Below are 14,385 nucleotides of genomic sequence, written 5' to 3' on the forward strand. Positions count from 1 at the left end.
TAAAAGCTGTAGTCCTTATCCTGCATACCTTTCCGCTTTTCTTAGTGCCATTCGGGCGTGGTATATGTATTGATTAATTTGTTGAATACGTTTTTAACCCCCATGCTTCGCGGCTTACCTCCTTTGCTGATTTCATTAATCTTTTCTGCGATCATGGTGGGATTGTTGACTTATATAGTCATGCCTTGGGTGAGTCGTCTATTTAAATCTTGGCTTTATTAGCAACAGGAAAAATTTGGTCAGTTCCCTTTTCCTCACTCCTCACAACAATTCCTGTATTTTGGCTGGATTTAATTGTTCGACATTATTTAAAACTACTGCTGCTCCTGCTTTCATGAGCGATTCGCCATAAGCATCACTACGGGCTGTTGTTTCTTGGACATGAGGTGGTAACACTCCTACACCAATCCAAGTGCGTTGAGGATTAATTTCTCGCGCTTTAACGACGGTGTACATATCAGCCACAGTATCTCCCACATAGATAACTGCTGGTGTGTTATCTAGTCCATCTTCTAATAGACCCACGGTATCAAAAAGTCCTGTGGGGTCTGGTTTACCTGGCGCATCTTCCATGGCAATTAATACTGGCGACTGCAAGCCTAGACGTGTTTGCAAAACATAGGTAGCAGAACCACGAGTAGCACCACTGAAAAATCCCCAGGAAATTCCAGCCTGTGTCAGTTTTTCTAAATAGCTAGGTTGTAATAATAAAGGTTCATTACAGATATACCCTGTCCAATTGTTTGGGTCTAGGCCTCGGTAACGAGATTGAAAAAAGGCAACAATAGTGCTGTAATCTAATTGCAATTCTTCGCGGGATATTCCTTGAGATTGAAAGTAGCGGTAAATTAATTCCTGGGAAGCTTCCCAATCATTATTCCAGATGCCTTCAGACTTTAACTGGTCAATGTCTGGCGATGTGGGACGGTAGGCTTTGTTGGTAAAATACTCGACTGTATCTGCCAGCGCTCGACGATAGGAACCACCGACATCGCGGACAACGCCATCAATATCGAACACGACGATGGCCGGTGTTGTAAGTTGTTGAGTCATAGGAATGAGGCAGTTTAACTTCTATTTTATTATTTGTTGACCCCTCCCCAACCAAGAAAGCTGAGGATTTTACATGCGGAATATTGGGCATGTTAGCCGCATTGATAGTATTAGTATCCCAATTCTTTGGTCATTGGGTGAGGTATTGCGTTAAAATAAGCGATCGCAAAGCACGTACAGTGGACTTAATTTCCACTCATGCGATCGCACCAGCACTGACAAGTCAGTTCGCTCAACTTAAGTAAGTAATGCCTTAACACTCCCTGGAGGTGTGATTGACCCAATTTATTCTGAAAATCCTGTGGTTAGACGAAAACGTCGCCCTAGCAGTTGATCAAGTTGTCGGCAAAGGCACAAGTCCTTTGACTAAGTACTTTTTCTGGCCCAGAAATGATGCCTGGGAAGAGTTAAAAAAAGAACTCGAATCCAAACATTGGATTACTGACCTAGATCGCGTCGAATTGCTGAATAAAGCCACAGAAGTCATCAACTACTGGCAAGAAGAAGGCAGAAGACGCCCGATGGCAGAAGCTCAGTTGAAGTTTCCCGAAGTTGCCTTTACAGGTAGCGCTTAAATAGTACAGAGTCACTAAAGTTGGCGAGGAGGGTTGCCCTCCAGGCAACTTCTCGCGCTGATGCTGAGTCCTGAGTAACAAAATATTTTGGAGTCAGCAGCGCCCTGGGCGCTATTTTTATCTAGCCTTCGGCGCTTTAAATTTGGCAAAAATTGCCACTAAATAAAAGTAATATTGAATACAATGAGGTGACTTTACATCAGAATATTTAGCTAAATATGTTGTTATCTCGTCAAGCTGTTGCGGCTCCTTTGGTAGCCTGTTTCTGTCTGTTGGGAGTAAGCTTGATTCAATTTCCTCAACTACAAATCCTGCTAAGAAGCAAACAAGCTCCGTCCTTAGAGATTATCGAAAGAGAATTACACTCGGAAAGTCTACGCCTAAATTTGCTCAAGAAAATGCCCAGTTTTGGGTATGGTAACTTAATAGCCAATTGGGTTTATTTGAGTTATTTGCAGTACTTTGGTGATGATGAAGTTAGAGGAAAAACAGGGTATAGCCTGAGTCCAGAGTATTTTGAAGTCATTCTAGAACGTGACCCCAGATTTTTAGCTGCTTATTTGAGTCTTTCTAGCAGTACTGCCATATATGCTGGGATGCCAGAACGCTCAATAGGATTAATGGAAAAGGGTTTAAAGTCATTGTCTCCCTGGGTTCCCAAAAGGTCTTATTATGTGTGGCGTTATAAAGGAATTGACGAGTTATTATTTGCATCCAATACTGAATCTGCCCAACAATCTTTCACTACTGCATCTGATTGGGCTAGTAATTTCTCAGATGAAGAAAGTCAATTAGTTGCTGAGTCTTCCCAAGGAACTGCGAGATTTTTAAGCCAAAATCCTAGTACGAGAAGTACGCAAATATCCGCCTGGGTCATGGTTTTAAATAATCAAGTGGATGAAAGGACTCGTAAACGAGCAATTAGTGAAATTGAAGCCTTGGGAGGAAAGGTAACCAGCTCTCCAGAAGGTAACAGAATTACGTTTCCTCAAGATTAATTTAGTAGGGGTGCAAGGTGTTGCACCCCAGGGCGAACGCATCTAAAGTACTCTCAATGGCAAATAAGATTAATAGCTAATGAAAAAATTAATATTTCTGGTTTGATTTATTTCCCAAGCCTGGAAGTGATCGCTTTATTATGCTTACTGCTTAGAGGTGAATGAGTATTCGTGCCAATCGCCCTGGGGGCGATACCCAATCGCTTGATAAATATGATTGGCTGTGGGATTGGCTAAATCTGCTATCAGAAAACAATGGCGGCATCCCTGGTCTAGCAGTTTTTGGCTTAATGCAGCAACACAGGCAGTGGCATATCCTTTACGACGATACTCTGGTGGTGTATAAGCTAAATTGATCCGACCAATTGTAGGTAACACTTGTTTACTAGACGCAACTGAAACTGGAGTGCTATCAACCCAAAAATAAGTATTCTGCTGTTTCAACCGATTATCTACCTGGTGTTCGACATCTTCGCTCACCGCCTCATCTATCTCAGATAAAAATGCAGAAAGCCACTTAATCAAAACAGGGCGATCGTCTTCAGTTGCCAGTCTAAGATATCCTCTGGCCGTTGAGACTCTTTGCACTGTCGTTAATTGGTAAATTTTCATTACCACCGACCGTTGATAGAATTGTCCTGTCAGGGCTTGCCAAGTCTGCGAGAATATTTCTGCCTCAAAAGCCAGTCCCATACTTCCTGGCAGTTGCTCTTGACGCAAATCTTGAGCAATCAACCGCAAGGCATCCATATTTTGGGCTTTGGATAGGATCAATTTTTGGGGTGGGGTGCGGATGGCAACAGCCACAATCTCACCACTTGTTTGGACAATTGCTAAATAAGGCTTGCCTAGATAACGTTCTGGGTTATGCAACAAGGTATGCGAAATACTGAGCAAAACATTATTTTCTACCTGATGCTGGAGTAAGTAAGCCTGAGTGGAGTGCCAGAACTCCTGAATGTTGTCGAATTGATGTAGTTTCATAATTTGCCTGACTCACGAACCAATAAAAGAGTTGTGTTATTTACAGTAAACCAAAAAATTTTTCTGCATAGCGATGCCTGTGGCGGGTTGCGCCTACGCGGCAGAACGCTTTTTCCTGACTGTTTAGCAAAAGAATTGATTTGTTCTGTTTATCTTTTTGTCAAGTTTTGCACTTATATAAATGATTTTGAAATCCTTATTAGTTTTTGTTAGAAAATAAGGTGCGTTTCCCCTGCGTTGCACCCTGAATATCTGACATATTGAACTGGTCGCTTGATTGCCAATTTATTCAGGTGGACACTACCTAAGCAGCACTCAGACCTGACTAAAAGTTTTTCTTGACTAAATGTTGGGAGTACTCCACAATCGTCTCTACTAGTTCAAAATTCAACAAACCACCTACGTAAAAAGTTTGGCGTTGACCTTGTAAAGCCTCCAGGCGATCGTAAAATCCTGCTTGCATCACTTCAGATGAAACATGGGGGAAGTAAGGCCATTGATCATAGGTGTAATAATGATCATCTACTTGCACCCCCAAATTTTCTAGGGTCTTTTGAATCCCTTGGATAACGTCTTTTTTGGTGAGTTTTCCTTCACGGTCAAGACGGGTGTAGAAAGCAATGAGGTCATTGTCTAGAAATTGTTGAGAAATAAACCAAGGGTTACCCTCTGCATTTACGGGAATCACATTCGTTACAGGGGTTGGCATTTGCAAATCGGGAATTAAGTATGTAGTTAAACTGTAGGGGTTGAGGATTATTTGCTCAAATAGGCCTTTTTCGGTTGTTGATAAATCTAAAAATTTGTTGAGAACATCTAGAGTCAGGGGACAAGCTAACACCAAATAATCAAATTCCAATACTTCTTCTCGAGGCTTAATTTCGTCAATAATTTGTTCTTGTTCTGTAAAAGTTACCTGTATGGTAGCCCCACGTTGGATTTGCTGAATGTCAATATTCAATCGCACATTTAGCCCCCAAGCGACTCTTTCCCAAAAACGTTGAAAGCCATCAACAAATCGTTTGGGCCAACCACAGCCCATGTCTGCACCATAACTAATGAGAGTGCCAAAGGTTTCTGGGGTGATGTATTTTAGGGCGTAGGCGGTAGGAATTTCCTGCAAAGGGCCATAGCCAAAATTGGTAATGGGAAGTTCAAACAAGGTTTCTAAACAAGTTAAATCTTTCTGTGCTAACCAGTTGCTAAAAGGTTGAGTTAGTTCTGGATGCAGGCTGATGCCGGCAAATCCGGGTATTGATAGAATTGGTTCTAAATGAAGACGTTCCCACCAAAAACGCGCTACGGCTGCCAAAAATGTTACTGGGTCAGTTCCGGCGGTTACGGCTTTCAGGATGGAGGTGTAATAAGGGTTTCCTGGTGTGGATTTAAAAGGATTATAAACTTGTCCTGGCCCTTCGCTGTATAATTTAGCGCCTACTTCTTCGGCTATTTTCAGGACTTGTTTGTAAGCGGGGGTGAGGTAGTTGGCTCCTAAGTCGAAGGAGCGGGAGTTATGGGTGATGGAACAGCACAGTCCTCCGACTCTGCCGGCTTTTTCTAGGAGGGTGACGTTTTGATAACCTTGTTTTTTGAGGAAGTAGGCTGTGGAAAGTCCTGCTGCTCCGGCTCCGATGATGCAAATACGGGTGTTTGGCATATGTTTTTTGGCGTTGTTGATTGAGATAGTGAATTTTTTCGCGCAAAGGCGCAAAGGCACAAAGAAAGAATAAGAAAGAATAAAGAGATAAGTAGTTTTACTCCCTAGTTTCTGGAAAGTGTGGATAAATGGCTTCTTCAAATAGGCGTTGTATGGTGGTTTGAGTGATGAGGGGTTGATAGTCTTGTTTTATGGGGATGTGGTAATTTGAGGTGCGCGGGGCGATCGCAGGTAACCAGGCGGTGTGCATGGTAAAGCCAAAGTTGAGGTCTGGATGTCCTAGTTTGCATATGGGGCCTTTGGCTAGGTTGTCGGCATAAAAGACCCATATTTCGTTGCTGTTACCGGAAAATACTGTGCAGACTATATAACCATCTGTGGAGCTACCATGACTATTGAGACGCGGGACGAATTGTGGTGAACTAATAAAGTGTCCAGGGGGTGCATCGTAAGCGTCTGCTACTTCCATTTTGATGGTGTCTATGCGGAATAAGGAAGAGGGGCGATGATGTAATGTTTCTAGTAATTCTGTGAGGGTGACGGCTCTATACGGGTAATCTGCATATAAGTTATAGATAAATTCGGTGAGTAATTCTGGCCAGAAACCTAGAGATTGCCAATAAATGTTGTCAATTTTTTTTGGTGGTAGTCCAGAGGGAAGTTGTTCTTGGTAGGCGTAAAATCCTATTCCCCAATGACGATGAATGTCATAAATAATTTGAGAGTCTAATATTTGCCCTGTTTCACCATTGATGCGATAGCGACCTAAACGACCTATATCCATTTGTCCATTGGCTAACATTCCTCGCAGATATGGAGGTGGGGCTTCTTTAGGGTTGAATTTACAGACATCATATTGGCGAATCCATTCACCAATATCTGTGGCGCATAGATGTGCTGCGTGTAAGGTAATCTGACCGTCGGGGTTTTCGTAATCGGTCAAGAAATGTACTGTTTCTAGGGGAATGACTGCGGGGCGAACAACAACGGTATCAGTAGTAGCTAGGAGGTCAGCCCGACGTACTATATAAATGGGGGAGTTGGGCAACTGCGATCGCGTCAGTAATACTCGCAATAAACGTTCAGTTTCGGGACTGTCAGGAATGGGGTTATTGAGAATTTGTTCGGGGCCAATTTTTAAAGAAGTATCCATCAAAACTACGTAGTCTTGGGTGACTGCTAGTTGGTGCATACTTTGTTCAATTCGCACTGGGGAATTATCTGGTAGTAGCAATTTCCAACGCTGGAGTTTACCCTTTCCATCCCACCGCACCAGATAGACAAAATCTGGCATGGAAATGCCTAAACACTGTTCCATCCAACCAAATAATTTTGGCCAGAGGCTTTGGGAAAACTTGTAAATTAATCCCCAGGGTGTCTGGAAGAGTTGAGCGATCGCCTGAAGTAAAGCTTCCATTTCTGACGATAGTTGCTCTAACCCATTAATCAAACGTACACTTTCTAAGAAATTAACGAGCGATCGCCCATAATTAACTAAAAAGACTTCGTTGGTGTAACCATCAAAAGTTGGGTGAGAGGTACTCAAAATTGGGGAAAAAGGATAAGAAAATGGCAGAAACGGTTGCCATTCAGTATTTGCACCTACTGGAGTGATGATTTCTAAACTGGCGGTATCAATTTCGTAGGGACGACCGGCATCATAGGTAATCATTAACCGACTTTGCTGTTCATCTTGGGCTTGAAAAGAAAGAAAAGCAATATCTACCTCATCTCGCAAACCCAAGGTAGAGGAGAAACGCAGTAAACCATGATCCTGAAATTGATAAGCACTATAGGCGGGATGAGCAAATGTAGCCTGATCCGCGTAGTAGCAGGGGGTACGAGCTAATTTTGTCTTCGCTGTCACTTGTCCTGGTTGCAAGTCCAAGCGATAAATCATCCCATCACCATTAAAAATGTGTGTACCTTTGGGGTTCGGTAAACCACCAGAAGCAACTGTGCCTACGGGAGCAATAATAAAGACATGTCCATATAAATCTTCTGGTATTTTTCCAGAAATGACATTCAGGGGTAAATCTGATAATTCTTGTCTACTGGCAGACATGGCTGCCTGGGGGAATTTGGGGTGATTAATTTGACTTGTCATTTTGATACCATTGCATCGCCTTCAGGTATAACACTGAAATTTGCGATTACAGTGGCTTTTTTGTCTGGAAAACCGAAAAAAGCATTAAAAATTGTCGCTAAAAATAACCAGTCGTTTTTGAGGTACTCGTAGCAGTGAGATCCCAACTATTAGCAACCAGATTTCCCACAAGATGAACCCTACAGGAGTAGCTTCTACTACAGGCATCGAGGGAATTACCGTTGCCAGTAGTTCACTTTGCCCCAACAGCAAAAGTGGCGTGGTGAGTAAACCCCACCAGGGAACCCAAGATTTGAACAGTGGCGAGAATCGCATTGCCATGCCAACTCCTACAGTCCAGCCAATTAGTAAAGTCTGTCCCAAATATTCACCTATCACGACACCCCCGTACTGATGTACTGCCTGATAGACCACACTTAGTGCTTCGCGTGTAGCTGTGCTGGCGGTTGTGTCTGTGTAAAGGTTTGCCAACAGAGGAACGACAAAAACCCAACGCATTAACCCCACCGCCTGAAGGATACCGGAAATAGCACCCATAAATGTTGCAGTGGTGAGATAGGGCGCATCTTCGCATTCAAGGACTTTGTGCAGTAGAAGACTAGCAGGGAGAAACAACAAAGCCGCTAACCCAAAGGTAAACCAGGTGAGAATTAGCCTTGCTCCGCCTGCGTGAAACTGATTCAACACATAATCAACTGGCTGACGGAGAATATCGTCATACTCAAAGGTTTGAATTAGCAGGATGTAAGGGATATTCGACAGCACCACTAGAAAAATTAAGAGAATGCCGGTGGTGCGAATGAGTTGTAAGCGGCTCATTAAAGTTTCCTCCTTAGGGTATGAATGCAATTAACAATAGTCCTGTGCCGATAATCAGGTGTTGTTGTGCCAATACTTGGCAAGCGATCGCTCAACTTTTAACACCCCAGCAACCCAAACCAATGTGTTAATGACTGAGTTAAATAGGATTGGCGATATACCCACTGGAACGGTGTCTGAATGCTTTAATAAAATCGCCAATTGCAGTAAATTGCTTGGCATTCCTTCAGCGTTAACTTTGCCATCAATCGCCAACCCATACAGCCCCCGAATAAACCGTTCAAAGCCTGCTGCGGGTCGGTTTTCTGTAGTAAATGTGACCCAATCATTGGAGGTATTGCAAAAGCTATGGTGCATCAGAGCCGGAACTATTAAACTTTCTCCTGCTTGCAGACTGCGCCGATGGCCTTTTTGCCCCACCTCCATTTCCAGACACCCCTGAAGTACAGTAAAAGTTTCATTCATGACAGTGTGGTAGTGGAGTGGGCTGCCTTTAGCTCCAGGAGGTAAGTCAAAGCAAATTTTGGCGTCAGATCCATGATTTTGATGTGATGGCTGTAGGATGGTCATGCGATCGCCAGTCACCGGATTCACGATCAGTTCTGGCTGTGCTAAGAAATTTGGGTTTGTCATCATAAATATCTGCGGTGGCTATGTTTCATGCAATTGCTGATAGTCCAAAGTTAAGGCTTTCTGCTAAAGTATGGATTGACCCGCCATGCCAAAAAATTGACTAGTTATGCCAATTTATGCAGGACGCTAGATTTTCAGTTGCACTTGTGCGAGACATTGTGCAGTATGTGGCGGCGCAAGGATTCGAGATAAATCGCTTATACACCGCCGCTAACATCGATCCAACTTGGCTAGATAACCCGGATCGTCAAGTTGCTGGAGAAGTACTTAAATCTTTATGGATAGAGGCGGTCAAGCAAACAGGCGATCGCCATTTGGGCTTGCACATTGGGGAATCCTTCGACCTTTCTGCCATTGGTATTGTTGGCTACGTCTTGCTGAATTGCCAAACCTATGGGCAAGTTTTGCAAAAACTCTCCCAGTACACCCGTCTTTTTAGTCAGGGAGTGGCGATTCACCATACTGTCTCAGACCCTTGGGTGCATTGTGATTGTGAAATTGTGGAAAACTTAAAAAACTATCTCATCAATGAGCCGCGACAGCCAATTGAAAGTACATTTGCAGCTCTGGTGACGGCCACGCAGCAACTCACTGGAAAACCCCTAGAAGCCACTGCTGTTTGGTTTCAGCATAACAGTCCAGAAGACTGTTCTGAGCATGAGCGAATTTTTCAGACAACGGTGCGGTTTTCCCAACCGACGAATCGAATTATTTTCGATGCCAACTGTTTGAACTGGTCGGTGCGCTCGGCAAATCCTCATCTGCTCTCTGTCTTGGAAAGCCACGCAACAGCGATGCTGAATGCACAAAACCAGTTGCAGAGTTATCCTCAAAAAGTCATATTAGCCATCACTCAGCAATTAAACGCAGAAGTACCCACCATAGAGGCGATCGCTCGTAGCTTGATGGTGAGTGTGAGACAACTCCAAAGAGAATTGCAGAATGAGAATACATCCTACCAACAACTTCTAGACACAACCCGTAGAGAGCTTGCATTACGGTACTTACGGAAACAGGAAACATCGATTCACGATGTAGCATTTCTCCTTGGCTTTTCTGAACCTAGCGCTTTTCATCGTGCCTTCAAACGATGGACAAAACAAACGCCGCGAAATTATCGAGCAGCACAGCAATTGCATTTGAACTCTTGAGCCACCTTGTCACCCGTTAAAGGAATTTTTATTCCTTAGCTGAAAATCAATATAGACAAGGGTGAACAAGAAATGAGCAAGTTTTGGTCTGGAAAGTGAGTAGTAAGAGCAAATAAGCTGTGAAGCGCTTCGGTAATATCCGCAGTCTTTTTTGAAATCCAAATCAACTTGCTATTTCCACACCAACAGTAGAGGCTAAACACCTCAAGAAGGGCAACCATGAGAATAAATGCTCGGAGTATCACCTCTTTTATACCAAGTGAAAGCAGGTTACTTATAGATAAAGCAGTCCAAAATATGGTATTTCTTTCCATCAAGCGATCGCTATATTGGACTAAAGCGACTCATTTTTTTCGTCCCATAGTGGCATTTGTCGCTATTTTGCTCGTAATCCTAACCTATGCAACCCCTACAGCTTTGGCTTCAGACCACCAGGATACAACTTTTCTTGCCACTAAGCTGACTGCTGCGGATCTCACAGATTTGTTTGTGTTTGAGAGTCCCACAGACCCCAAAAATGTTGTCTTAGTGATGGATTTCGACCCTCTGATCGTTTCTGGTGAAAAAAGACCATTCGATCCAAATGTTCTTTATCAATTCAAGATTGATAACACTGGCGACAGTATTGAAGATGTCGTACTCCAATTCAATATAAATGGTCAAGGCTCACAGCAAACTGTCACAGTCCGCGGCCCATGTCGTCCAACCACAGTAGGAACAGAGTCAGCTTTGCTTCCAGTCAGTTGGACAGGGCAACTCAACCAAACATTCGCCACATATAATGGCATGAAGTTCTTTGTTGGGACACGCAAAGACCCGTTCTTTTTCGATTTGGAACAGTTCTTCAAAATCATCCCGGATCGCAATTATCTTTTACAGCCTAACCCAAGTCCTCCGTTCCAAGTCCTTTCCTTCAGACCACCTGGACAAGCACAAGACTTCTTTACCCCATTCAATGTCCACTCAATTATTGTCGAGCTACCCAGGAAACTGCTTGGTAAAGGCAAGATTGGTGCTTGGATGACAACTAGTGTTAAAACTCCTAGACTCAGAAACGGGAATTTTGCTCAGATTGAGCGGTTAGCAGTTCCAGCCCTGAATGAACTTTTTATGGACTTTAAGGCTCATAATAATAGTAATCTTCAGACACCAACTAAAGACGCTAGCAATCAATCCCAATTCATTCAAGCCTTTGTCAAAGCGATCGGTAGACCTCAAGGTATAGCCGATGCAGTGATCTCAGTGGCGATTCCTGATGTGATCCAAGCTGACCTTTCTAAACCTAGCGGTAGTTATTTTGGGACTCAGTTAGCCAACAACTTTGGTGGTAGAAGACCAAAAGATGACGTAATTGATGTCACAGCATCTGTTGTCTTTGGTAATGCAGTTACAGGTATTTCTACAGGCCAAATTCCGGGGCTGACTAGCGATAATGTTGCGCCTAATAATGCTAACTTTCTTTCTGAGTTCCCTTATTTAGGTAATCCTTTGTAAGGTTTATGCATCTAAAAATACTATGGGTGTTAGTGCTGACTAGCCTACTGGTTTTACTAAGACCCTGTGATACACAAGCGCTAAGTTTAGGCTACACCAATGGTAAGTTAGGCACATATTCCTCTGCTGTGCAACTGCTGACTGTAAATTCCAGGCAGATATTACCAGGAAAGCAGTCAGATTTAGTCTTCCCCGATTATTTAGAGCGATCGCATATTATCAGCGTCTATGAGCAGAAAGTTGCCCAATCTCCCGATTCTTCAATATTTTTACGTCTGTTAGCCGATCAATATTTGAGGCGCTTTCGAGAAATTGGAGATATAGACGATGTGTTACGAGCAGAACAAGCGGCACGTAGATCCCTGGCGCTACAGCCGCTCCATAATGAGATTTCTTCTATGCTCCTAGCATCAGCTTTACTATCTCAACACCAGTTTCGGTCAGCTTTAGATGTGTTAAATAATTCATCTGTTGACAATCCCAATATTGTCTCGCTCAAGGCATCCATTCAGATGGAGTTGGGTGATTATGAAGCAACTCATCAACTATTGCAGAACCTTGCACAGGAAGAATCGAACTCTGGTCATAACGCGGTTTTAGCTCGTTACTTAGAGTTAACTGGCAATCTAGCCTCCGCACGGCAACTGCTAGATGAGGCTATGCAGGAGATGGATTCTTTCTATACAACGAGTGCCGAAACTCGTGCTTGGTTTCATGTGCGGACTGGGGATCTGGCTTTTGCAGCCGGAGATTTTGCCTTATCTGAGCAGCGATATCGGGAAGCTTTTGACCTGTTTCCACGGCATATAGCTGCGTTTACAGGACTAGCCCGCCTCTATGCGGCACAGCATCGCTGGCAGGATGCTCTAAATATCGCCAACCAGGGTATAGAACTGATGCCGTTGGTAGAAACGCTGGGGTATAAAGCAGATGCTCAAATAGCTCTGGGAGATCGGGAAGGCGCAGCTGAAACTGAAGATTTAATCGGGGTAGTAGCTTACCTGAGCAAGGTTAAAGGAATCTACGATCGCGCTTTAGCAGTTTACTACACTGAACATGAAATCCACTTACCAGAGGCGCTACAAATTGCCCGTAGTGAAGTAGCAGTACGAGACGATGTATATGCAGAGGATACTTTGGCTTGGGCAGCTGCGGCTAATGGGGAATGGCAAGAAGCGCAAAAGGCAGCACAACGGGCAACTCGCTTCGGAACAGAGGATGCTTTGCTGCAATTCCATGCTGGGATGATTGCGTTTCACTTAGGTAAGCGGGAGGAAGCAATCAAGCGATTAACTCAAGCCGTTAGCCTCAATCCTCAATTTCATCACAAATATGCTGATCAAGCGCGTCAAGTCTTGGCTAACTTAGTACCCTCTGTCTCTTTTCCTACTCCTAAAACTATAGGGAGTTCTTTATGAAAAAGCTGCTACATTCCTTGGCTTGGAATATTGCAATCATCGCAATATGTTTATTTTGGATGCCGGAGGCGGATGCCCATCCTCTAGGGAATTTTACCATCAATCACTACGCAGGAGTGCAGGTAGCAACCGATGGTGTGGGGATTGATTATGTTCTAGACATGGCAGAGATTCCGGCTTTTCAAGAGATTAATCATTTAGATACTAATCGCGATCGCAAAGCTGACCCTGTAGAGACAGTTCAATACCCAGATCAAAAATGCCAGGAAGTCAACTCAAACCTGGAACTGTTGATCGATAAACAGCCTTTAGCACTGTCTTTGATCAAATCAACAGTCGAATTCCCTCCAGGTGTCGGAGGATTATCTACACTGCGGCTAAGTTGTAACTTTCAGGGGACAACGGAGTTAGTCGGCGCGAATCAATTAATCGAGTTTGAAGATCGGTTTTATCCACAGCGTTTGGGCTGGCGTGAAATTACTGTGGCTGCAAATGGCGTTCCTATTCAAGGTAATTTCACATCTTTGAGTATTACCAACCGTTTGAGAGATTACCCCACTGAGTTACTTAGTAGCCCTCTCGACCAGCGTCGGATTGACTTTAAACTGAATCCGTCTCTGACATCGAGTGAACAAGCACCTCCGCCATCTGTTAAATCATCCAGCCGCTTAGATAATGCTTTGACAGGAAGAAGCAACGATGTATTTACTAGCCTAATTACCCAGGAAAATCATAATTTCCTGACTATTGTAATAGCTCTAGCGATCGCCTTTTTATGGGGTGGTTTACACGCCCTCTCTCCTGGTCATGGGAAAACGATAGTCGGTGCTTATTTGGTGGGTTCCCGTAGTAATGCCCAACATGCCTTATTCCTGGGGCTAATTATGACGATTACCCATACTGCTGGCATATTTGCTCTGGGGCTGGTCACTCTTGGCACATCCCAGTTTATTTTGACAGAGCAATTGTACCCTTGGTTAAGCGTAGTCTCTGGTGTACTGGTAACTGTAATTGGTCTGAATTTGTTTATCAGTCGATTGCAAGGGACTCAGGTTGCTCATTCACATGACCATGTACATAGCCATGAACACAGCCACGGCTTGCATCATCACCATGACCATGCACATCATGAGCATTCACATTTACCGCCTCACGGCGCTTCCATGAAGTGGTCTAGTCTACTAGCGTTGGGAATTTCCGGCGGCTTGTTACCTTGTCCTTCAGCCTTAGTAGTGTTGCTGAGTGCGATCGCAATGGGACGAGTTGGCTTTGGACTAGCGCTGGTGTCTGCCTTTAGCTTAGGTCTAGCAGCCGTACTAACTGGTATCGGCTTAATGCTAGTCTACGCCAAAAATCGGTTTGAGCATTTGCCACTCCAAATACCCAGGATAAAAATGTTACCAGTGGCAAGCGCCTTCTGTATTACCCTAATTGGCTTAGGTATTACTTCACAGGCTTTGCTCGCTCATCCCTGGAACTAGATAAAAGCACTCAGT

Annotated in this window: 13 protein-coding genes and 1 pseudogene; 8 read left to right on the forward strand and 6 right to left on the reverse strand. The window is 43.8% G+C overall.

Annotated features, from left to right (window positions below; all coding sequences use genetic code 11):
- Window positions 1-57: 57 nt before the first annotated feature.
- Window positions 58-222, forward strand: a pseudogene (locus ACM0OT_RS19570) (antibiotic biosynthesis monooxygenase); the annotation flags it as partial.
- 39 nt (window positions 223-261) lie between these two features.
- Here ACM0OT_RS19570 and ACM0OT_RS19575 read toward each other — a convergent pair.
- A complete protein-coding gene (locus tag ACM0OT_RS19575; protein ID WP_414566073.1) occupies window positions 262-1,053 on the reverse strand; it encodes a TIGR01548 family HAD-type hydrolase in 792 nt (263 codons plus the stop codon).
- 89 nt (window positions 1,054-1,142) lie between these two features.
- On the opposite strand from ACM0OT_RS19575, the gene ACM0OT_RS19580 reads away from it, so the two are divergent.
- From ACM0OT_RS19580 to ACM0OT_RS19590, 3 genes are all read left to right on the forward strand, one after another.
- Window positions 1,143-1,298, forward strand: a complete 156-nt coding sequence (locus tag ACM0OT_RS19580) for a hypothetical protein (RefSeq protein WP_414566074.1) — start codon at window positions 1,143-1,145, stop codon at window positions 1,296-1,298.
- Between the two features lie 30 nt (window positions 1,299-1,328).
- Window positions 1,329-1,628 carry a 30S ribosomal protein PSRP-3 gene (locus ACM0OT_RS19585; RefSeq protein ID WP_006198089.1) on the forward strand — a complete coding sequence of 100 codons (300 nt, stop codon included), beginning with the start codon at window positions 1,329-1,331 and terminating at the stop codon, window positions 1,626-1,628.
- 218 nt (window positions 1,629-1,846) lie between these two features.
- Window positions 1,847-2,626: a hypothetical protein gene (locus tag ACM0OT_RS19590; protein WP_414566075.1), complete on the forward strand. Its 780-nt coding sequence runs from the start codon at window positions 1,847-1,849 to the stop codon at window positions 2,624-2,626.
- Window positions 2,627-2,770: 144 nt separating this feature from the next.
- Here the strand turns inward: ACM0OT_RS19590 and ACM0OT_RS19595 are convergent, their stop codons facing one another.
- The 5 genes from ACM0OT_RS19595 to ACM0OT_RS19615 all read right to left on the reverse strand — a co-directional run bounded on the left by ACM0OT_RS19595 (window position 2,771) and on the right by ACM0OT_RS19615 (window position 8,829).
- Window positions 2,771-3,610, reverse strand: a complete 840-nt coding sequence (locus tag ACM0OT_RS19595; protein WP_414566076.1) for a GNAT family N-acetyltransferase — start codon at window positions 3,608-3,610, stop codon at window positions 2,771-2,773.
- A 325-nt stretch (window positions 3,611-3,935) separates the two neighbouring features.
- Window positions 3,936-5,267: an FAD-dependent oxidoreductase gene (locus tag ACM0OT_RS19600; protein ID WP_414566077.1), complete on the reverse strand. Its 1,332-nt coding sequence runs from the start codon at window positions 5,265-5,267 to the stop codon at window positions 3,936-3,938.
- Window positions 5,268-5,364: 97 nt separating this feature from the next.
- Entirely contained in the window at window positions 5,365-7,374 is a 2,010-nt protein-coding gene (locus tag ACM0OT_RS19605; RefSeq protein ID WP_414566078.1) for a carotenoid oxygenase family protein, read from the reverse strand.
- 84 nt (window positions 7,375-7,458) lie between these two features.
- Complete coding sequence (locus ACM0OT_RS19610; protein ID WP_414566079.1) at window positions 7,459-8,193, reverse strand: DUF4386 domain-containing protein; 735 nt, start codon at window positions 8,191-8,193, stop codon at window positions 7,459-7,461.
- A 54-nt stretch (window positions 8,194-8,247) separates the two neighbouring features.
- Entirely contained in the window at window positions 8,248-8,829 is a 582-nt protein-coding gene (locus ACM0OT_RS19615; RefSeq protein ID WP_414566080.1) for a cupin domain-containing protein, read from the reverse strand.
- 113 nt (window positions 8,830-8,942) lie between these two features.
- Here ACM0OT_RS19615 and ACM0OT_RS19620 point away from each other — a divergent pair, with 113 nt between their 5' ends.
- The 4 genes from ACM0OT_RS19620 to ACM0OT_RS19635 all read left to right on the forward strand — a co-directional run bounded on the left by ACM0OT_RS19620 (window position 8,943) and on the right by ACM0OT_RS19635 (window position 14,370).
- On the forward strand, window positions 8,943-9,977 hold the full coding sequence (locus ACM0OT_RS19620; protein ID WP_414566081.1) for an AraC family transcriptional regulator: 1,035 nt from the start codon (window positions 8,943-8,945) through the stop codon (window positions 9,975-9,977).
- A gap of 297 nt (window positions 9,978-10,274) precedes the next feature.
- Window positions 10,275-11,471 carry a DUF4331 domain-containing protein gene (locus ACM0OT_RS19625; protein ID WP_414566082.1) on the forward strand — a complete coding sequence of 399 codons (1,197 nt, stop codon included), beginning with the start codon at window positions 10,275-10,277 and terminating at the stop codon, window positions 11,469-11,471.
- A 5-nt stretch (window positions 11,472-11,476) separates the two neighbouring features.
- Window positions 11,477-12,889 (forward strand): tetratricopeptide repeat protein, encoded by a 1,413-nt coding sequence (locus ACM0OT_RS19630; protein ID WP_414566083.1) that lies wholly within the window; start codon window positions 11,477-11,479, stop codon window positions 12,887-12,889.
- Window positions 12,886-14,370 (forward strand): nickel/cobalt transporter, encoded by a 1,485-nt coding sequence (locus ACM0OT_RS19635; RefSeq protein ID WP_414566084.1) that lies wholly within the window; start codon window positions 12,886-12,888, stop codon window positions 14,368-14,370. The genes ACM0OT_RS19630 and ACM0OT_RS19635 overlap by 4 nt, the downstream gene beginning before the upstream one ends.
- Window positions 14,371-14,385: the final 15 nt, after the last annotated feature.

It is taken from the genome of Anabaena sp. CCY 9613 (assembly GCF_963920895.1).
Lineage (GTDB): Bacteria > Cyanobacteriota > Cyanobacteriia > Cyanobacteriales > Nostocaceae > Cyanocohniella.